We start from the raw sequence: 21,518 nt of genomic DNA, 5'->3' as shown, positions 1-21,518 counted from the left end.
GAATGTCGGTTTTTCTAGTTATACTTATATAGGAGAGTATGTTCCTAAAAATAATCCAAACTTCTAAAAATAATCTCAATCCCAAACTTGGAACTTGTTTATCTTGTAAAAATAGTACAAAAGATAGAAAATATCATGCTAATGAAAGCGTTTTTATTTATAGTATGATAATTGCATGTAAGGATGGTTGCGCTTACAAAACTAAAAATGTAGGGGGAAGCTCAATGAAGAAAGTATTGGCATTTTTCTTAGTCAGTATTCTCATGTTGACAGCATGTTCGTCCGGTTCAAAGACGAATAAAGCATCAAGCGAGGGCAAAGATACAAATACGATTACAATTTGGGCATGGGATCCAAACTTTAACATTAAAGCACTAAACATTGCAAAAGAAACATACAACAATAAAGACGTAAATATTAAAATTGTTGAAAATGCGCAGGCTGACATTATTCAAAAGCTAAACACAAGCTTAAGTTCTGGCACAACAAAGGGTCTTCCAAACATCGTATTGATTGAAGACTACCGTGCACAAAGCTTCCTGCAGGCTTATCCAGATATGTTTCATGATATGACAGGCACATTTAAAGCGGACGATTTTGCTGCTTATAAGGTAGCGCCGACAAGTGTAAATGGTAAAAATTACGGCGTTCCGTTTGACACAGGTGTGGCAGGTTTATATGTAAGAACAGATTACTTAGAAAAAGCAGGTTATAAAGTCGAAGACTTGCAAAACATTGATTGGAAACAGTATTTAGAAATTGGTAAAAAGGTAAAAGAAGCGACAGGCAAACAAATGATGACACAAGATCCGAACGAACTGTCTTTAGTTCGTATGATGGCACAAACGGCAGGTTCTTGGTATACAAAAGAAGACGGTAAAACGCCTTATTTAGCAGGTAATAAAGAATTAAAAGCAGCATTTGAAATGTACAAAGAAATTATGAATTCAGGCTTAGTGAAACCTGTTTCGGATTGGAGTCAATTCGTAGCAGCATTTAACAGCGGAGATGTAGCAACTGTTCCTACAGGAAACTGGATTACACCTTCTATTAAAGCTGAAGCTTCTCAGTCTGGTAAATGGGCAGTTGTACCGTTCCCTAAACTTCCTGGTGTAGAGAAGTCAGTAAGCGCATCTAACCTTGGCGGAAGCTCTTGGTATGTATTGAACGTACCTGGTAAAGAAAAAGCAGCAGACTTCTTAGCGAAAACGTTTGGTTCTAATAAAGAGTTTTACCAAACATTAAATAAGGAAATGGGTGCAATCGGCACATACAAGCCTGCTGCTAATGATGATGTGTACCAACGCGCTGACGAATTCTTTGGCGGTCAAAAAATTGTAGCGGATTTCTCTAAATGGATTGAGCAGATTCCACAAGTTAACTACGGTATTCACACATATGCAATTGAAGACATTCTTGTCGTAGAAGCGCAAAACTATATGAAGGGTAAGGACCTTGATAAAATGCTGAAGGATGCACAAAGTCAAGCCGAAGCACAATTGAAATAAAAATAACCGCATAATAAAAAGCCTCGGAAATTCGCCGGCTTCTTCTGACAGAGTGTACAGAAGTCACTGATGTACCAGGCGAGTTCTTTCCGAGGTTTTCTTATTAAGAGAGGCAAGGAGCTGATTAAAATGATACCTGCAAAAGCAAATACGCATCCGCAAGTGAAGACAAGCAGCCGTAACCTGCGCTTAAAAAGCACATTAATTGGCTGGTCATTCGTTCTTGTCGCTGCAGCAATGATTTTTATGTTTTATTTTTATCCAATGATTCAAGCACTTATTTTAAGCTTTCAATCTGGAAAAGGAGCTAATCTTTCCTTTGTCGGTGTTGAGAACTACGCAAGATTGCTGAAAGACCCTATTTTTCTTACAACAGTAAAGAACACCTTACTTTATTTGATTATCCAAGTACCCTTAATGATTATTTTGGCAATCTTCTTTTCTGTTCTATTAAACAATCAAGCATTGAAATGGAAGGGGTTTTACCGAACAGCTATTTTCTTGCCAGCTGTGACGTCTCTCGTTGCATACTCCGTTATTTTTAAATACTTGTTTGGGCAAGACGGTATTATCAACATTATGCTCATGAAGTTATCTATTATTAATGCGCCTATTCCCTTTTTGACAGATCCATTCTGGGCAAAGGTAACCATTATTATCGCAATCACATGGCGTTGGACCGGTTACAATATGATTTTCTTTTTATCCGCACTTCAAAATATTGATCAGTCAATTTATGAGGCAGCGAAAATGGATGGTGCCTCCTCTATACAAACGTTTTTCAAAATTACTGTGCCGATGCTAAAGCCAATTATCCTATTCACTTCTATTACGTCTACAATCGGTACACTGCAGTTGTTTGACGAGGTTATGAATATTACAAAAGGCGGACCGGGAAACAGTACGATGACCATTTCGCAGTACATTTACAATTTATCGTTTAAGTATTCACCGGATTTTGGGTATGCGGCAACGGTTTCTTATGCCATCGTAATCATGATTGTATTCCTGGCAATTATTCAATTTAAAGTGGCAGGTGAGAAAAATGACTAAACTAAAGACAATAGCGGCTTATACAATTCTTACAATGGCAGCGTTTGTTTCAATCTTTCCGTTTTTATGGATGGTCGTCAGCGCGACAAATAAATCTGTAGACGTAACGAAGGGACGTCTACTACCGGGGACAAACTTTTTTGAAAACTTTTCGAATCTATTAAATACAGTGGACTTAGTACCGGCACTTGTAAACTCTGCGAAAATCTCGATTTCTACAACCGTTTTGGCAATGTTAATTGCATCTTTGGCCGGTTATGGATTTGAGATTTATCGAAGCAAAGCAAAGGATATCCTTTTTAATGTGTTATTGCTTTCTATGATGATTCCGTTTGCGGCCTTGATGGTTCCTTTATTTAGAATGTTCGGCGATCTTTCTCAAACATTTCCGATGATTGGAATCGATTCTTTAACCGCTGTTGTATTGCCAACAGTGACAACGGCATTTTTAATTTTCTTCTTCCGTCAAAGTACAAAAATGTTTCCAAAGGAGATTTTAGAGGCGGGACGAATCGACGGATTATCAGAGCTAGGTTTATTTTTTAAAATTTACATTCCAACCATGAAAACAACGTACGCTGCGGCAGCCATTATTACCTTTATGGCGAGCTGGAACAGCTATCTGTGGCCGCTCGTTATCTTGCAGTCACCAGAAAAGATGACGATTCCATTGTTGATTTCAAATCTAGGATCGAGCTATGCGCCTGATTTCGGTGTAATTATGACAGCAATCGTAATTGCCACTCTGCCAGTAGCAATTATCTTTTTTGTGATGCAAAAACACTTTGTTGCCGGCATGATGGGCTCTGTGAAGTAAGAAGGAGAAGGGAGTTTTACAAAATGAAATCGATTTCTAACATAGAGTGGCTGTCTGATTTGGATGTGTTCGCCGTAAATCGTGTGCCTGCTCATTCCGATCATGTGTATTTTGAGACGATGGAGGAAGCAAAGCGCAATGCGCCGATGAAGCTAAGATATAGCTTGAACGGAAGCTGGAAGTTTCATTATGCAGTTAACCCAGACAGCCGCCCCGCAACATTTTTTGAGCCAAACTTTAACTGTGCAAACTGGGATGATATTACGGTACCCGGACATATACAGCTACAGGGATACGGCACACCGCAGTATGTAAACACAATGTATCCCTGGGACGGAATCTCTGAAGTTCGTCCGCCAGAAATTCCGATGGACCGCAACGCTGTTGGAAGCTACGTTAAAACGTTTATGCTTCCAGCAAACATGGAGCATAAGCCGGTATACATTTCGTTTCAAGGCGTAGAATCGGCGTTTTATGTATGGTTGAATGGTCAATTTGTTGGCTATAGTGAGGATTCCTTTACACCAGCGGAATTCGATCTTTCTTCTTTTATCATCGAGGGTGAAAATAAGCTGGCAGTTGAGGTATATCAGCGCAGTACGGGAAGCTGGCTTGAAGACCAAGACTTTTGGCGCTTTTCCGGTATTTTTCGCGATGTATATTTGTATACAGTTCCAGAAATTCATGTGGCGGATTTAGATGTACGTGCAACACTCGATGATACCTATACCAAAGGAACACTTAGTGCAGCACTCAAGCTTGTAGGAAGTAGCGTGCCAAGCAAAATTACCGCAGAGCTATTAGACGCACAAGGAAATGTAGTAGCAACGCAGGAAGCGGAGAGTGCTGCATTTACAATAGAACTGGACCAACCAGAGCTATGGAGTGCGGAAAGTCCGTATTTATATAAGCTATTGATAGCGGTGTATAACGAAGCGGGTCAGCTAGTGGAGGCAATCCCGCATCGAGTTGGTTTTAGACGATTTGAAATCAAGAATAAAATGATGCATTTAAATGGTAAGCGCATTGTTTTTAAAGGTGTAAATCGACATGAGTTTAATTGCTATACGGGAAGAACGATTACGAAAGAAGATATGCTGTGGGACATCCAGACCATGAAGCAAAATAATATCAACGCAGTGCGTACCTCTCATTATCCAAATCAAACAGAGTGGTATGAGCTATGTGATGAATATGGTTTGTATGTGATTGATGAAATGAACTTAGAGACACACGGCTCTTGGCAGAAGATGGGCGTTGTTGAACCGTCTTGGAACATCCCTGGTAATAAGCCAGAGTGGCAGGAAATTGTGATGGATCGTGCTATTTCTATGTATGAACGTGATAAAAATCATCCTTCCATCTTAATTTGGTCATGTGGTAACGAATCGTACGGGGGAGAAGTAATCTTAAACGTGTCTCGTTATTTTAAAAGTGTTGATCCAGACCGTCTTGTTCATTACGAAGGCGTGTTTTACACGCCAGAATATCGTGAAACTAGCGATATGGAAACGCGTATGTATGCCAAGCCGGCTGATATTGAAAAGTATCTAACGGAAAATCCCGATAAACCGTATATTAGCTGTGAATATATGCATGCGATGGGCAATTCGCTTGGCGGTATGTACAAATACACAGATCTTGAGCAAAAGTATCCTATGTATCAAGGCGGCTTTATTTGGGATTTCATTGACCAGGCATTAGCGAAAAAGGATCGTTATGGCAAAGAGTTTTTAGCATACGGCGGTGATTTTGATGACCGTCCAACGGATTATTGGTTCTGCGGGAACGGATTGGTATATGCAGACCGAACGATTACACCGAAAATGCAAGAGGTTAAATATTTATATCAAACTATTAAATTATATCCAGATACATCTGGTGTACTTATCCAAAATGAAAATTTGTTTACGGATACTTCAAATTATGCGTTTTTTTATGTAGTGCTTTTAGAAGGACAAGAGGTGTACCGTGTGCAGCTAGAAGTAAACGTAAAACCGCAAAGTGAGAAACGAATAGCAGTTCATATTCCAAAAGAATATCTTACGGCATCAGGTGAATATTGTATCCAAGTCATTTGTCAGCTGAAGGAAAAGCAGCTATGGGCAGAAGCAGGACACGAAATGGCCTTCGGGCAGTATATCTTCTCCGTTCAGGGAGAGCAGCCTAACATACAAGGCGAGGTGCGCGTTGTGCAAGGTGATGTAAATATCGGTGTTCATGGCCGCGATTTCTCAGCGATTTTCTCCAAGCAAGTCGGTAGTCTTGTTTCTCTCAAATATGATGGCAAAGAGATGATTGCGATTCCGCCAGCGCCGCTATTTTGGCGTGCAACAACGGATAACGATAAAGGCTTCGGGCAAGCCTATCAATCTGGTATTTGGTACGCAGCTAGCCTTGCGCGTAAATGCGTGCATGTGGAAGTAACGGAAGAAAATGAAACGGCAACAGTTGCCTTCACATATAAACTGTCTATTAGCGAAGCTGCCGAGGTAAAGGTGCAGTATACGGTAGCTGGAGATGGTAGTATTCATGTGAAGTCTTCCTATCGCGGTGCCCCAAACCTACCGCAAATGCCGACGTTCGCACTAAGTTTTAAAACAATAGCTGATTATGACCAATTGGAATGGTATGCGCTTGGACCTTGTGAAAATTATTCTGACCGTTCAAAGGGAGCAAAACTAGGAATCTTTACAAATACTGTTACTGACAATGTTGCGCACTATATTAAACCGCAGGAATCCGGAAACCGTACTGGTGTAAGACGCTTGTGTATAAGAAATAAACAAGGACAGGGTATCAAAATTATTGCAACGAGTGAACCCCTAGAGTGCAACGCATCACCTTATACAGCTTTGGAGCTTGAGAATGCCTACCATATGTACGAATTGCCAAACCGTCATTATAGCGTTATTACAGTAGCAGGGAAGCAAATGGGTGTTGGCGGCGATGACAGCTGGGGTGCACCTGTGCATGACGAATATTTAATTCCGGCGGATCAGGATTTGGAATTTGAGTTTAAGATTGAGAGGGTGTAAATAGATTTTTCATATTTATATAAATGGCTATGTTAAAGCATAATGTTGATCATTTGCATTTGGTGATGGGAGTGAAGGGATGAGAATTTTGCGGGAAAAGCGAGTCAAAGAGAGACCCCGCAGGCGCATAGCGCTGAGGAGGCTCCCTGACCGCCCGTGGAGAGCAATCACCAATAAACTTTAACAGAGCTATATCATATAGAAGGAGAGGCGCTTGTATGTTAATTCAAGTAGACCTAGATAGACAGCAATTTCATTTAACAAACGGTCAGGTGAGCTATATCTTTCATGTGATGAAAAATGGGCAGCTTGGTCATTTGTATTACGGAAAAGCACTTCGTCATAGACTGGATTTTTCGCATTTGCAAACATACGATGTGCCAACTGCGGCAAGTTGTCATATATATGCCGATGATCCAGCCTTTAGTCTAGAAACGATAAGGCAAGAATATCCAGCCTACGGCAACTCTGATTTTCGCGAGCCAGCGATTAGCGTGCGCAACCCAAATGAAAATCATGTACCGGATTTTAAATACCATTCATACCGCATATTGTCAGGGAAACCTAATCTAGAAGGTTTGCCGGCAACCTATGCCACTGCTGAAGAAGCCGAGACGCTTCAAGTTGTACTGCAAGATGCATTTTTACAGGCTGAGCTTGTCTTAAACTATACGATTTTTCGTGATAAGCCAGTTATTACGCGTAGTGTTTTGCTGCGGAATTTGGGAGAGAATGCTATTATCATCAATCGGTTGATGGGTGCTTCCATCGATTTACCGGATAAAGATTTTTTAATGCTTCACTTAGTTGGTACATGGTCACGAGAGCGGCACATTAAGGAAAGAAAGCTTGAAGCAGGTATCCAGTCTATTAGCAGTATTCGCGGCGCTAGCTCGCATCATCATAATCCGTTTTTAGCTTTAAAAAGACTAGATGCAACTGAGCAGCATGGCGAAGTATACGGGTTTCAGCTTGTTTACAGCAGTAACTTCCTCATGCAGGTCGAAGTGGATCATTATGACGTGACGAGACTAACAGCTGGCATTCATCACTACGGTTTTCAATGGGAACTAAACCCTAAGGAAAGTTTCCAAACGCCTGAAGTCGTGATGGTCTATTCAAACGAGGGTTTAAACGGTATGAGCCAGGCGTTTCATGGGCTGTATCGTAATCATTTAATTCCGGCGCAGTGGAAGAAAGAAGTGCGCCCAATTTTAATCAACAACTGGGAAGCGACTTATTTTGACTTTAATGAAGAAAAGTTGGTTGAAATCGCGACATCCGCCAGCGAGCTTGGAATTGAATTGTTCGTGCTAGATGATGGTTGGTTTGGTAAGCGTGATAATGATACATCGTCTCTTGGGGATTGGTATGTTGATAAGCGAAAGCTACCGAACGGATTGGGTAGCTTAGCCAATAAAATCAATGCGACGGGAATGAAATTTGGTTTGTGGTTTGAACCGGAGATGATTAGTCCAAATAGCGATTTGTTTCGTCAGCATCCTGACTGGGCAGTAGGCGTACCAGGACAGTCATATACGTTGGGGCGCAATCAGCTTGTAATCGATTTTTCAAGACCTGACATTGTGGACTATATGTATAACAGAATGTCCGCTATTATTCGTGAGACAAATCTATCATATGTTAAATGGGATATGAACCGTAATATGACGGAGGCGTTTTCAAACGCGCTGCCAGTGCATCGGCAAGGTGAGTTTTTTCACCGTTATATTCTGGGTGTATATAACCTATATGAACGCTTAACAAAGGAATTCCCACATGTTCTGTTTGAATCGTGCGCGGGCGGGGGCGGGCGCTTCGATCCGGGTATGATGTATTATGCCCCGCAGGCCTGGGCAAGCGATGATACAGACGCGGTGGAGCGCTTGAAAATTCAATACGGTACTTCACTTGCTTACCCGCTGTACAGCATTGGCTCGCACGTATCGGCAACACCTAATCATCAAACGCTTCGTACAACACCGCTTCAAATGCGGGCAAATGTTGCGTATTTTGGGACGTTCGGCTACGAGTTAAATCCGCTGACAATGAATGAGGAAGAGAAGGAAGAAATTAAGAAGCAAATCGCTGTATACAAGCAGCATCGTGCGTTAATTCGTGATGGACAGTTTTACCGATTGTTAAGTCCGTTTAACGGTAATGAAACAGCTTGGATGGTAGTAAGTGAGGACCAAGCCGAGGCGTTTGTTGGATGGTATCAAGTGTTAACATCGGCCAACCCTCCTAAGCATAAAACATTGCGATTAGCAGGTCTGGATGAGAATCGCGTATACGAAGTGTGTGGCAAACAGTTTTACGGTGATGAACTTATGACAATTGGTCTGCCGCTTCCGACGGAATTCAATGGTGTGAACGGTGCTACAGCAAAGCGCGGCGGTGACTATCAATCTGAAGTGTTTTATGTGAAATGGGTAGAGAATACCAGTATATAGCTACAACTATATAAGTACAACTAGAAAAACCGACATTCTTTTTTGGGTCGGAAAGAAGAGCGGGCAATGTATGGTTGCGGTCAGTTCCTAACAGATACGCGTGTCAAGTAAGAACATACACATGTAGCGAGGCGTTTTGGAGCCGTGATTTTCTTGTTGTATAACAATAAGTTTTTGTATTAGATAGAAGTTCTTCTTTATAAAGAGTTTATAAAATCATGCGATATATGAGCAGTAGAGGAGATGCTTCTCCTCTGCATACTTCTAGAATGAAAGGACGGGTACTATGGAATTACAAGCACTCATTACACGATTTCATGCGCTTTTTAACAAAAACGAACAACACGATATCAGGGTATTTTTTTCTCCAGGGCGAATCAACTTAATCGGTGAGCATACGGACTATAACGGTGGACATGTATTCCCGAGTGCTATCACATATGGAACATATGGTGTGGTGAGAAAACGAACTGACCGTATCATACGTCTGTATTCCTTAAATTTTGAAGAAGAAGGTATGATTGAATTTTCACTAGATGAATTAGAGCACAATAAAGCACATGCATGGGCCAATTATCCAAAGGGAATGATTCGTTACATGCAAGAAGCTGTAGGTAACTTACCAGCAGGACTTGATATATTGGTTAGCGGTAATATTCCAAACGGTGCTGGGTTATCTTCATCGGCTTCGCTCGAAATGTTAATTGGTGTGGCGGTTGACGCCATCTTTGATTTAAATATGGATCGTTTGACACTTGTGAAAATCGGTAAGCGAGTCGAAAACGAGTTCATCGGTGTAAACAGCGGAATTATGGATCAATTTGCAGTTGGTATGGGGAAAGCGGATTGCGGCATCTTGTTGGATTGCAATACGCTACAATTTGCATATGCTCCGCTTTCCATGGATGGCTACAAAATTGTCATTATGAACACAAATAAGCGTAGAGAGTTGGCGGATTCTAAATACAATGAGCGTCGTAGTGAATGTGAGGCAGCTTTAGAATGTCTGCAAACCGTTCTTCCGATTGGTGCGCTTGGTGAACTAACAGAAGAGGAGTTTGAAGCGAATCAATCTGTGATTCGTGACGAAACACTAGTAAAGCGAGCACGTCATGCAGTATATGAAAACCAGCGCACGCTCAAAGCTTTGACAGCACTGCAAAATGGTAAACTACAAGTATTTGGTAGCCTAATGAACGAATCTCATAAAAGCTTACAACAAGATTATGAGGTGACAGGTTTGGAGCTTGATACACTTACAGAAGCAGCCTGGAAGCAGGAAGGTGTGCTCGGTGCTAGAATGACAGGAGCGGGTTTTGGTGGATGTGCAATTGCACTTGTTGAGGAAGATAAAGTAGAAAGTTTTATCAAAAATGTAGGCAAAATGTATAAGGACACAATTGGATATGAAGCAGCCTTTTATGTTGCAAGTATAGGGGACGGTGCAAAAGAAATACAAATGGAGATGATACAATGAGTATTCTCGTTCTTGGCGGTGCCGGTTATATCGGCTCGCATGCCGTATATCAATTAATTGATAACGGCTATGATGTTATTGTAATTGATAATCTGCAAACAGGGCACAAACAAGCAGTTCATCCCCAAGCTACATTCTATCAAGGCGATATTCGAGATAAAGAGTTTTTAAGAGAGGTATTTTCCAAGGAAGCTATCTCTAGTGTTTTGCACTTTGCCGCAAGCTCGCTTGTGGGGGAATCAATGGAACAGCCGATTAAGTATTTTGATAACAATGTGTACGGTACACAGGTTTTACTGGACGTAATGGTCGAATTTGATGTGAAGCATATTGTGTTTTCCTCAACAGCTGCAACGTATGGCGAGCAACAAGTCATGCCCATTACAGAAGAAATGTCGACAAATCCAACAAATGCATACGGCGAGACAAAGCTAATAATGGAACAACTAATGAAATGGTGCAGTGTCGCACATGATATTCGCTATGTATCGCTTCGTTACTTCAATGTTGCGGGGGCTAGATCTACTGGCGAAATTGGGGAAGATCATACACCTGAAACACATTTGCTTCCCCTTATTTTGCAGGTAGCACTCGGCCAACGTGAATACATTTCAGTATTCGGTGATGATTACGAAACAGCGGACGGCACATGTATACGTGATTATATTCATGTAGAGGATTTAATCGCAGCGCATATGTTGGCGCTTCGTTACCTAGAAAACGGTGGAAAAAGTGATGTGTTTAACCTTGGCAGTAGCAACGGCTACTCTGTTCAGGAAATGATTGAAGCGGTCAGAGAAGTAACAGGACATAGTATCCCGGTAAAAATAGCGCCGCGCCGCGCGGGCGATCCGGCACAATTAATTGCAGCTTCCGCTAAAGCAAAACGAGTGCTTGGCTGGGAACCAAAGCGCAATGATATAAAACAAATCATTGAGGATGCTTGGAAATGGCATCAAGCACACCCTCATGGTTATCAGTAGGAGGGACTCGCATGGAAATATATGCTGTCATACAAGGACTTCTTGATCAAGTAAAACAGGTAGGATTGATTGCAGCTGAGGATGAGGTGTATGCGCGCAATCGAATTCTGGATATTTTGAACGTAAACAGCTTTGAAAGTCCAGTGTATGCGGTGGAGGCAACTATTCCTGATTTGCTTGAAATGCTAGAGGACTTCGCGGTGAAAAAAGGCTTGATCAAGAACTTGTTGGATGAGAAAGAAATGTTTGCAAGTAAAATCATGAATGTGTTTATGCCGCGCCCTTCCGACCTAAACCGTATGTTTTGGGATAGATATAAAAGCGACCCGCAACAGGCGACTACATTTTTTTACGATATGAGTCAAAATAGCAACTATATTCAAACAAAGCGCATTGCGCAAAATATCAGTTATACAGTAGACACAGCGTATGGTGAACTTGATATTACTATCAATTTATCAAAGCCGGAAAAAGACCCAAAGGAGATCGCCTTAGAAAAGGAAATGAAGTCATTACAAGCAACAAATTATCCAAAATGCTTGTTATGTGTTGAAAACGAGGGCTATGAAGGGCGAATTGGTCACCCAGCGCGTGCAAATCATAGATTGATTCGTTTGCAGCTAGAGGAAGAAGCTTGGTTTCTCCAATACTCTCCTTATGTGTATTACAATGAGCATTGTATCTTACTTTCCGGTGCGCATCGCGATATGAAAATTAACAAAGACACATTTTTGCGATTGCTTGCTTTTATCAAACAATTTCCACATTATTTTGCTGGGTCCAATGCGGATTTGCCAATTGTCGGCGGTTCTATCTTAAGTCATGATCATTATCAGGGCGGAAACTACGAATTTGCGATGGCAAAAGCAGGGGAAGAGCTATCATTTACGATGAAGGACTTTTCAGCTGTTGAAGCGGCGATAATTAAATGGCCAATGTCTGTTATTCGCTTGAAAAGCACACAGACAGCGGAGCTCGCAGAAGCGGGGGCGTATATTTTAGACAAATGGATTTCATACAGCGATTCTCAAGTTGGAGTTAAAGCTTATAGTGGTGATACGAGACATAATACAATCACACCGATTGCTCGCTACAGAAATGGGAAATACGAGCTGGATCTTGTATTACGAAACAATCGTACAAGTGAAGAGCATCCGCTAGGTATTTTTCATCCACATGACGATGTGCATCATATCAAAAAGGAAAACATTGGCTTAATTGAAGTGATGGGCTTGGCTGTTCTGCCGGCACGGTTAAAAAGCGAGCTAGAAGAAGTCGAGAACTATTTACTTGGAAAAGAACATGACATGCCGGATTATCACCTTCCTTGGGCACAGGATATACATGCTCGTTACGGACAGGATCTTGCTAGTGAAGCTGTTCATGATATTGTAAAAAAGGAGGTAGGGCTGAAATTTTTACGTGTTCTCGAAGATGCGGGTGTTTTTAAGCGTGACCCAAAGGGGCAAGAAGCCTTCCGTAAATTTGTATATTCATTATGATAAACAGGCATTCGTCTATGGCGAATGCCTGTTTAAGGAGGAAGAACTTATGAGGATTGTACAAGAGCGATTTGGTGAAATGGAAGGAAAGATTATTACCGCTACAACGTTGATTAATCGTCGTGGGATGGAAGTGACAAGCATCAACTATGGATGCATTATTACAAGTATCCTGACACCAGATCAATATGGCATTAAAGAAAATATCGTGCTCGGCTTTGATTCGTTGGAGGAATATAAAAAGCACTCTCCGTATTTTGGGGCGGTGGTAGGACGCTTTGCCGGCAGAATTCAAGGCAGTAGCTTTACACTAGACGGTGTATCGTACCACCTACCGAGAAATAACGGTCAAAATCATTTGCACGGCGGGGTAAAGGGCTTTGATAAGGCAATTTGGGACATTGAAGTTGTGATGGGAGAGCAAGAAGCTAAGGTAGTATATTCCTATTTGAGTCCGGATGGTGAGGAAGGCTATCCTGGTAATCTTCATATAAAAGTGATTTATACGTTGTCAGATCGTGATGAATTAACAATTTCTTACGAAGCAGTTTCTGACAAGAACACTCTTTTAAATGTGACGAATCATTCATATTTTAACTTATCAGGTAATTTAAAAAGAGACACGCTTGAGCATGAACTGACAATCAAGAGTGACTTTTTTTTAGAGCTAGGAGAGGACTTGATTCCAACAGGAGAACTACTATCAGTTCAAGGAACAACGTTTGATTTTAGGCAAGGACGCAAGCTGCAAGACGGCATACAGTTCCAACATCCACAAAATAAATTGGCAGGCGGCTACGATCATCCGTTTGTGTTAAACGAACACAACAATCGGGAAATTGAACTAAGAGACAAAGAGAGCGGCCGTATGTTAACTATTGAAACAGATCAGCCGAGCGTTGTATTATATTCAGGTTCACAGCTGTCATCTGATTATACGATTCGCGGCGTACAATGCCGAAAATATCTGGGTGTTTGCTTGGAAACACAAGGTTTTCCAGATAATATACATCACCCACATTTGCCGTCTACCATTTTAGAAGCAGGCAAGGTGTATCAGTCTCAAACGAAATATTTGTTTGGATTGACCGAATTGTAGGTGAAAGTGACCGGAATATGTGAAAAGTAGCTGAAATAGTTCTAAAACTAGCCGAAATCGTAACTTGCGATGAAAGTTTCCTCTGTTTTCGAGCAAAATATGATACAGTATTAATTTAGAGCAAGTTTTATATTTCAGGAGGTTTCAGCAATGAGCATGACTAACAACGATATATTAATTCGTTTACGATATGCCTTGGACATCAAGGATAAGGATATGATAGAAATATTCAAACTTGGTGGTGTATCGGTAACAAGAGAAGAATTATCAAAAATTCTTACAAAAGTAAAAGATGATTATTATGATGAAGTCGATGAGAATGAGGATGTAATTAGATGTAATGATAAAATGTTGGAATCCTTTTTAAATGGTTTCATTACATTTAAAAGAGGTAAGCAAGAGCCGAAACCTTTTCAACCTGTACTGCGGCCTGAAAAGGAAAGTGTGAACAATATGTTGCTGAAAAAGGTGAAAATAGCACTTTCTCTTACAACAGAGGATATGCTCGATATATGGGACAGTGTTGGCATCAGGGTCTCAAAGGGAGAATTGGGCGCATTGCTACGCAAGAAAGGGCATAAAAACTATAAAGAGTGCGGCGATAAATTCGCGCGCAATTTCTTAAAGGGATTAGCAGTTAGATATAGAGGTGTATGATGAGAGCGGGTATTCCTGCTCTTATTTTGTGGGGTGAATTATGATACATACTTATCAAGGAGAGACCATTGATTTTACCGTACAATACAAAAAACGCAAGTCAATCGGTGTATATGTTGATGTGTTCGGTCATATTGAGGTACGTGCGCCAAAAGGAGTACGACAGGAAGCAATTTTACATGTCATCGAAGAAAAATGGGAGTGGATCAAACAAACCTCACAGGAGATGAAAAACCGGCTGGAGGGACCACAGGAGAAGACGTACGGGTACGGAGAAAAGTTTCTCTATTTAGGTCAAGCGTATCCGATTCAGATTTCTCATGACAGCAGTATTGAACAAGACCATGTAGTATTTAAAAATCAAGTGCTACATATTTATGTAAAGCAGGCTGTCGATGAGCGGATCAAGCAGGCGTTAAAACGATTTTATTATCAGCAGTGTAAAGCGTTAGTGACAAAAAGTGTTCAGAACTATCAAAGACACTTTAAAACGAAACCGCGCTCTATCAGGATTTCTGATGATAAAACCACCTGGGGGACATGTGATGCTAGATTACAGCTCACATTTAATTGGCGGCTGGCGATGGCACCGCCCCGGGTCATTGACTATGTAGTGGTACATGAGATGTGTCATATGGTTCATCTTAATCATGACCGCTCTTTTTGGCGTCTTGTTGGAAGTATTATGCCAGAATATAAAGAGATGGAAAAGTGGCTGGCATTATCAAGCTGGAAGATGACGGTGTAGTTCTCTGTTAGACGTAACATTCATTTATATTTCACTTTTAAAATAGATACATATATAATCATAAAGATGAAAGTAGCATACTTCGCATCTATAGAAAGAAGAGGGGAATTATTGTGAGTATATATGATTTTAATTTTCATGCACTAGACATTAATCAAAATATGCGTTCGTTAGAGGAATTTAAAGGACAAGTTGTGCTAATTGTAAATACGGCAAGCAAGTGCGGATTTACATATCAATATGAAGATTTACAAAAACTATACACGAGATATAAGGATAAAGGATTTGTTGTTTTAGGTTTCCCATCTAATCATTTTGACGATCAAGAACCAGGGAATAATGAAACAATTAAAACATTTTGTAAGGTAAATTATGGTGTGACCTTTCCTATGTTCTCTAAGCTGCATGTAAGAGATAAAGAAGCGCATCCATTATTCAACTATTTAACCGCAGTTAAACCATTTAAAGGTTTTAACATGTCTCACCCTGTTTCAAAACTCGTAGTCTCGATTATTAATGAAAAGTTTCCGCATTATATGTATGGCAATTCAATCAAATGGAATTTTACTAAATTTCTTTTAGATCGAAACGGTAATGTGCTACATCGTTTTGAAGCGACGACCGATATTATAGATATTGAAAAAGACATTGAAGCTTTATTATAAGCGTATGTGAAGAAAGAGGTCGGGACATCACTGCATCATGTAACTCTAAAGCCGAAAGGATAGAGAATAAATAACACTCATAAAGGAAAAATCCGAACTCAATCGAATTCTGTGTAGAGAATTCCGACTAATAGTTCGGATTTTTCTTTGGCTGAAAACCTTTTTTCCCAGCCTCTGTTATTAGTTTTTGCTTGTTGCTAATTGTAAGTTTTTACGCAAAGAGAGCTGTATTAAATTAAGTTCAATTGTATTCGTTTGTAGTGTCTATATGCTGCTATTAGCGAAATTGTTGTCTGTGCATCCACTGTGTAGCTGCCCATTTATCACCAATGATGACCGGTGCGCCGCCGTGTAGCGTTAATTCATTTAAAGCATGATCTTCATAGAAGTATTCAAAATAAACTGCCATTCCTTTTCGCGGAGACACTGAAAGCTTTAGGTGCGGGAAGTATGTTTCGCCGCCGCTCTCCACGTCATTTAAATACATAACAAGCGTACTAATTCTGGGGTTTTTCGCTGATTCAAAGAAATCAAAATGTGCTTTGTACTCTTGTCCTACTTTATAATTTAGAACTTGGATGCCTTCTCCATGCTCAACGGGAACGCCCATAATTTGCGAGATTCTTTTTTCAATTCTATTAATGATATCGCTTTCATCTTCAGGTAAAAATGTACTACTACTCGTTCGTAAGCTGTTAACTTCACGTGCAGATCCAATTTTAGAGCGCTCCATCCTGTCTTTTGACAGTTGAATAAGCTCATCACATTCTTCATCGCTTAATACATTTCCTAACACAACAACGAGCGGCTCTTCTAATTTGGCAATAATGTGAACGTCTCGATCTGCTGTTTGAATTGTATTACCAGTGTGACTAAAAATAGTAGATTCTTTTTTCTCTGTTGCCAATCTTCATCAGCCTCCACTAATTGAATCAATAATAAGAATTATCGATTTATTTAATTTTACAATGTATGTGTTAATTTTTCTATCTTTTTTACATCAGCAAGTTCAATGGAATATTAATTTTTTATTTGTATGGATATAAAAAACGTTTTTTTTTAGGTTACAATTTAAAATACAGGAAAAAAATAGAAGTATCAATTGAATTATTTAAATTTTTGGACTATTATTAGGTTAAAATTGGCTAATTATAGGTGGTAACTATGGAAGAAATAGAAGTGGAATTGAGAGCATTAAAAATCGTCAGTTCCTGGATTAAAAAGTTAAGCCACTCTGAAAACAGAGATAAGATGTTGACCTATGAAGTTCAAAATCAAGAAGCCAGAGAAATGTTGGCTATTATATCATCTCAGCTACAGCAAGTAGAGGAGCAAATGGAAAATATGCGTTGGCTCGTGGACCATTATCGCATCTTGCATGAGTTCGCACAAACTTGCACAAAAACTTTAAATGAAGATGAGTTAATGCAAAAAGCGTATACAATGGTATCGCAAGTTATGCCAACAGACTTTTTATATTGCTTTATACAATGAAGGAGATACGTTTATTCGTTTTCCCTTGTTAATTGACAATGAAAAGCTGTATCCAGAAGACGTAACTGAGTTTGGAGAAAATTACACGTCCGATGTTATACGAGCCAGAAAAATTGTTCAAGCGGTGGCGCGGCATATTATCCCCTGCACGGACATACTGTAGATCTTTTAAAAAAGGCAGCTGACAAAGCACTGTATCTATCTAAAAAAATGGAGGTAATCAGTTGCATATAGCAATGTAATATGAATAACCTAATAAATGAAAGGTAATATCTTTACAAAAAGAAAGAAAAATGAGATAATAAAGAAAATTCCGAAGGGAGGAAGTAAGTGTATGGAACCAACTAATTGCCAGTATTAATTTTAAAAATTAATACGAGTTTTGTAACGAGTCGCAAAATACCTACTTTGGTTAGGTTTATTTGTTATGCTCTTTATGGAATGACGGCAAATTAGAAGGTAACTTACTTACTAAAATCGGAATGATAATTTATGAACAGTGTGCATAGATGCGTGCTTATTTGACTATGTACAAATAAATTATATTCATTGACCATTTTAGACCGTAGGAGGACTATCTTCTCTTACGGTCTTTTTATGTTAAAAACCAAATAGTAACGAGGTTCTTCTTTGTCCTGTCCATAAAAAGTGTAACTTTTTATTACGGAGGAAAGAAGGGAATTGTATGTTTGAATTGTTAGTGCAAGGTATTAAAAAGTATATGGACGCCACACTGGTTATTAAAGATGTGAGCTTTGAGGTATATGAGGGTGACAAGGTTGGAATTGTAGGTGCAAACGGCAGTGGTAAGAGTACCATCTTAAAATTGATTGCCGGGATTGAACCGATGCATTATTATCCAGGTTATCCCCAAACGTCAAGCCCAGGTTATGATGAAGGTCTTATCCACAGACCAAGGGGAGCAACGATTGCGTATTTGGAGCAATCACCATCTTATGCAAAGGGATTAAAAGTAGTGGACGTATTACATTTAGCCTTTGAAGAACTTTATACGATTGAAAAGGAGATGCGTGCACTTGAGGCGCAGATGCAAACACTTGAAGCGGAGGCTTTAGAGAAGGTGTTACACAAGTACAGCAATCTCGTTCAGCAGTATGAGGCAAAGGGCGGTTATGAAATAGAAGAAAAGCTAGGTAAAGTGTGTACAGGGCTGAAGTTTAGCGAAGCGTTTTTAAACAAAGATTTTGACTTGTTGAGCGGAGGCGAAAAAACAACAGTAGCGCTAGCAAAGTTGCTCATTCACAACCCAGATATTTTACTGCTTGATGAGCCAACAAATCATCTTGATATGGAAGCTGTGGAGTGGCTTGAGAGCTACTTAAAAAGCTATAAAGGCATAATCATTATTGTGTCTCACGATCGCTATTTTCTTGATCATGTCGTGACCAAGATTGTAGAGATTGAAGATATGAAGTCTATTTCTTATAAGGGCAACTACTCTGCTTTTGTAGCACAGAAGGAAGAAAACATGCGTATCCAATATGAGCATTTCCGCGAACAGCAAAAGAAAATCAACGCTATGGAAAAGACGGTAACGGAACTGCGCGACTGGGCGATGCGGGCTGACAATAATAAGTTCTTCAAAAGAGCAGCGAGCGTCCAAAAGAAGCTGGCCAAAATGGAGCGCATTGATAAACCGATTTTGGCAAGACGAAACATGAGGCTGGATGTAAAGGCGGCGCAGCGCTCTGGCAATGAAACGATTAAGGCAGAGGGTTTATCTAAAAGCTATGGCGAGCGTCGGCTTTTTAAAAATGCGCATCTCATGGTGCGCTACGGAGAAAGAGTGGGCCTTATTGGCGCAAACGGCAGCGGAAAAACAACATTTTTAAAAATGCTGTTTGGTGAGGAAACACCGGATGGCGGCATGGTGCAGTTAGGTGCGAATGTGATGGCAGCGTATTTACCGCAGCACATTACATTTCACGATGAAGAAATGACCGTATTAGAATGCTTTAGAGAAAATATCTCGCTGCCAGAGGGAAAAGCGCGCGAGTATTTAGCGAAGTTTATGTTTTATAAAAAGAGCGTGTTTAAAAAGTTGAAGTATTTGTCGGGCGGCGAGCGAATTCGCTTGAAACTAGGTATGTTATTGTATCAGGATGTGAATCTGCTTATTCTTGATGAACCGACAAATCATCTTGATATTCAATCTATTGAAACCCTAGAAGAAGCGCTTGAGGATTTTGACGGTACAATCTTCTTTATCTCGCATGACCGCTATTTTATGAATAAAATTGGTGAGCGTATCGTAGCAATTGAGGAGTATGCGTTTACAAACTATATGGGTAATTACGATTATTATAAAAGTGTTAAAGCGAAGCAAGTTGAAGAACCAGAAAAAAAGAGTGTGAAGACAGCCAAGCCAAGTATTGTTGCTGATAATAAAAAAGACGAAATGGCAAAGGCAAAAGTGCTGAAAAGAATTGAAGAGCTAGAAGGGAAAATGAAAGCGTTAGATGTAGCTATGACAAATCCAGATGTAGGATACGAGAAACTAAGTGAGTTATACGAACAAAAGGATGCATTGAGTCAGGAGTTAGAGGAAGAGATGGAGATTTGGTTGCGTATGGAAGGATAAATATCGTTAAAGAGACGGAAATGCAAACCATGCATTTCCGTCTTCATTTTAAAGGTGTGAGCATTTGAACTCTCCCTAAAAGTGTAGAATCCCCCACGAACACCTACAAATATCTCAATTTCTTGCCTACTCATTGTGCTATAGCCTTCTCATTCTCTGATGTAAAAAACCATCAGAATGATTATTTTGGCCAATTACGAACTCGCTCATATAGTAGGTTGCATATTTTCCGTATTGGCTTTTTGTATGAGATATCAGTTCGTCGACATAGTACACACCAGTAGGAATTGCATCCAAAAGTAAGCTACTCAATCCTGCATATATGCCACAAGCGACTTGAAAATAAGTTGCATTGGTTTTGTATGTCTGAAAAATTTCACTGCTCTTCATTGAATTATACATGTATCTTTCGTGATTTTCATATACAAGCAGCACGCCCACAAGATCGTCACCTTCTACCTCCCCTTCAGAAGGGTCAATCACCTGTTGATTCCAGTCCCAGAGTTTATCCGTATCACTAAGATTATTTCGAATTAATTCAGTAGTGTGCTCGTTTACACGGTATATGAATCCTATTTCCATATCATATGATTTTCCTAGAGTTAGAACTTCCTCATGAGGCATCAGACAGCCATAAAACTCTCTCTTTCCTAGCTTTACTTTATACTCTGATTCGTATACTTCTTCATACAAGTAAAGGGGGAGATGATTTTTAACGAACATAGGATAACTTAAAATAGCTTCATCAAGAAAACATTCTACCGACCATGATGTATATATGGTTTCGGATTTAATCATTTTCTTGTCGGCAAAAAAGGATGTGTCATGTTCTACAATATAGCAGGCTAAGGGTTTCTCTTCAGGATTATCTTGTATTAATTTAAGTGCCATCCACTGCACGACTCCTGGATTCATACCGGAACTTATAATTGCTTTCGTGTTTGTAAAGTCCTTTTTTCTATTTTCAAACCGGCGATAGCGTTCTGTGAGTGGAAAACCGTATAAACTGCTGTCTTCATCAACCATAGTATTTTCTAAGGCTGTATTGATGTAATAAACTCCTAATGCATTACAGCATGCAAGCATCTCAATGGTATCTGCCCATGACACATCTATTACAACTTTTGTATGTGTCGTTTCTAAATGTTTATGAAACTTATTGTTATCTTGTAAATCAAATTCTAGAAGGATAAGATTGTCTTTCAAGTTTGGGAATAATTGAGCATAATAATCTATCGGTTTTTGATTTATATCAATTAAATAGAATATAGTGTGTGAAAGGATATGGTGTAAGGGATCTTGCTTATCTATGATGGATCGATTCAGTATAGATAATACGGACTTAGCGACCCCTCCACCACTTCCGAGAATAGTAATCGCGTATGAGGCGTTCATTACAGCTCTCCTTTATCAAGTGTTTAA

16 protein-coding genes are annotated in these 21,518 nt (G+C 39.9%); 14 read left to right on the top strand and 2 right to left on the bottom strand.

All coding sequences use genetic code 11. From position 1 onward, the window contains the following. Nucleotides 1-224 precede the first annotated feature (224 nt). The 12 genes from EEJ45_RS11880 to EEJ45_RS11825 all read left to right on the top strand — a co-directional run bounded on the left by EEJ45_RS11880 (nucleotide 225) and on the right by EEJ45_RS11825 (nucleotide 16,000). On the top strand, nucleotides 225-1,508 hold the full coding sequence (locus EEJ45_RS11880) for an ABC transporter substrate-binding protein (RefSeq protein ID WP_124565039.1): 1,284 nt from the start codon (nucleotides 225-227) through the stop codon (nucleotides 1,506-1,508). A 129-nt stretch (nucleotides 1,509-1,637) separates the two neighbouring features. Next, on the top strand, nucleotides 1,638-2,561 hold the full coding sequence (locus EEJ45_RS11875; RefSeq protein ID WP_124565038.1) for a carbohydrate ABC transporter permease: 924 nt from the start codon (nucleotides 1,638-1,640) through the stop codon (nucleotides 2,559-2,561). Beyond that, the gene (locus EEJ45_RS11870) at nucleotides 2,554-3,378 is read left to right on the top strand and encodes a carbohydrate ABC transporter permease (protein WP_124565037.1); all 825 of its coding nucleotides are present in this window, start codon (nucleotides 2,554-2,556) and stop codon (nucleotides 3,376-3,378) included. Before EEJ45_RS11875 ends, EEJ45_RS11870 begins: the two co-directional genes overlap by 8 nt. A 23-nt stretch (nucleotides 3,379-3,401) precedes the next feature. Next, entirely contained in the window at nucleotides 3,402-6,416 is a 3,015-nt protein-coding gene (gene lacZ, locus EEJ45_RS11865) for a beta-galactosidase, LacZ type (RefSeq protein ID WP_124565036.1), read from the top strand. A gap of 218 nt (nucleotides 6,417-6,634) precedes the next feature. After that, nucleotides 6,635-8,869, top strand: coding sequence for an alpha-galactosidase (locus EEJ45_RS11860; protein ID WP_124565035.1), 2,235 nt, complete (start codon nucleotides 6,635-6,637; stop codon nucleotides 8,867-8,869). A gap of 286 nt (nucleotides 8,870-9,155) precedes the next feature. Further along, a complete protein-coding gene (locus EEJ45_RS11855) occupies nucleotides 9,156-10,346 on the top strand; it encodes a galactokinase (RefSeq protein WP_124565034.1) in 1,191 nt (396 codons plus the stop codon). Next, a complete protein-coding gene (galE, locus tag EEJ45_RS11850; RefSeq protein ID WP_124565033.1) occupies nucleotides 10,343-11,329 on the top strand; it encodes a UDP-glucose 4-epimerase GalE in 987 nt (328 codons plus the stop codon). The genes EEJ45_RS11855 and galE overlap by 4 nt, the downstream gene beginning before the upstream one ends. An 11-nt stretch (nucleotides 11,330-11,340) precedes the next feature. After that, nucleotides 11,341-12,831 (top strand): UDP-glucose--hexose-1-phosphate uridylyltransferase, encoded by a 1,491-nt coding sequence (galT, locus tag EEJ45_RS11845; protein ID WP_124565032.1) that lies wholly within the window; start codon nucleotides 11,341-11,343, stop codon nucleotides 12,829-12,831. Nucleotides 12,832-12,880: 49 nt separating this feature from the next. Beyond that, a complete protein-coding gene (locus EEJ45_RS11840) occupies nucleotides 12,881-13,930 on the top strand; it encodes an aldose epimerase family protein (RefSeq protein WP_124565031.1) in 1,050 nt (349 codons plus the stop codon). Between the two features lie 150 nt (nucleotides 13,931-14,080). Next, the gene (locus EEJ45_RS11835) at nucleotides 14,081-14,587 is read left to right on the top strand and encodes a YehS family protein (protein ID WP_124565030.1); all 507 of its coding nucleotides are present in this window, start codon (nucleotides 14,081-14,083) and stop codon (nucleotides 14,585-14,587) included. 40 nt (nucleotides 14,588-14,627) lie between these two features. Beyond that, nucleotides 14,628-15,335, top strand: coding sequence for a M48 family metallopeptidase (locus EEJ45_RS11830; protein ID WP_124565029.1), 708 nt, complete (start codon nucleotides 14,628-14,630; stop codon nucleotides 15,333-15,335). A gap of 113 nt (nucleotides 15,336-15,448) precedes the next feature. Next, nucleotides 15,449-16,000 carry a glutathione peroxidase gene (locus EEJ45_RS11825; protein WP_124565028.1) on the top strand — a complete coding sequence of 184 codons (552 nt, stop codon included), beginning with the start codon at nucleotides 15,449-15,451 and terminating at the stop codon, nucleotides 15,998-16,000. A 277-nt stretch (nucleotides 16,001-16,277) separates the two neighbouring features. Here the strand turns inward: EEJ45_RS11825 and EEJ45_RS11820 are convergent, their stop codons facing one another. Then, nucleotides 16,278-16,907, bottom strand: a complete 630-nt coding sequence (locus tag EEJ45_RS11820) for a 2OG-Fe(II) oxygenase (protein WP_124565027.1) — start codon at nucleotides 16,905-16,907, stop codon at nucleotides 16,278-16,280. A 257-nt stretch (nucleotides 16,908-17,164) separates the two neighbouring features. Between EEJ45_RS11820 and EEJ45_RS11815 the strand changes: the two genes are divergently transcribed. Continuing rightward, the gene (locus EEJ45_RS11815; RefSeq protein ID WP_124565026.1) at nucleotides 17,165-17,494 is read left to right on the top strand and encodes a hypothetical protein; all 330 of its coding nucleotides are present in this window, start codon (nucleotides 17,165-17,167) and stop codon (nucleotides 17,492-17,494) included. A 685-nt stretch (nucleotides 17,495-18,179) separates the two neighbouring features. Next, the gene (abc-f, locus tag EEJ45_RS11810; protein ID WP_124565025.1) at nucleotides 18,180-20,096 is read left to right on the top strand and encodes a ribosomal protection-like ABC-F family protein; all 1,917 of its coding nucleotides are present in this window, start codon (nucleotides 18,180-18,182) and stop codon (nucleotides 20,094-20,096) included. 138 nt (nucleotides 20,097-20,234) lie between these two features. Here abc-f and EEJ45_RS11805 read toward each other — a convergent pair whose 3' ends face one another. After that, entirely contained in the window at nucleotides 20,235-21,491 is a 1,257-nt protein-coding gene (locus tag EEJ45_RS11805; protein WP_124565024.1) for an S-adenosylmethionine decarboxylase related protein, read from the bottom strand. Nucleotides 21,492-21,518: the final 27 nt, after the last annotated feature.

Source organism: Ectobacillus antri (assembly GCF_003852715.1).
Taxonomy (GTDB): Bacteria; Bacillota; Bacilli; order Bacillales; family Bacillaceae_G; genus Ectobacillus; species Ectobacillus antri.
The sequence above is the reverse complement of the archived record's forward strand: the minus strand, read 5'-3'. Positions and strand labels throughout refer to the sequence as shown.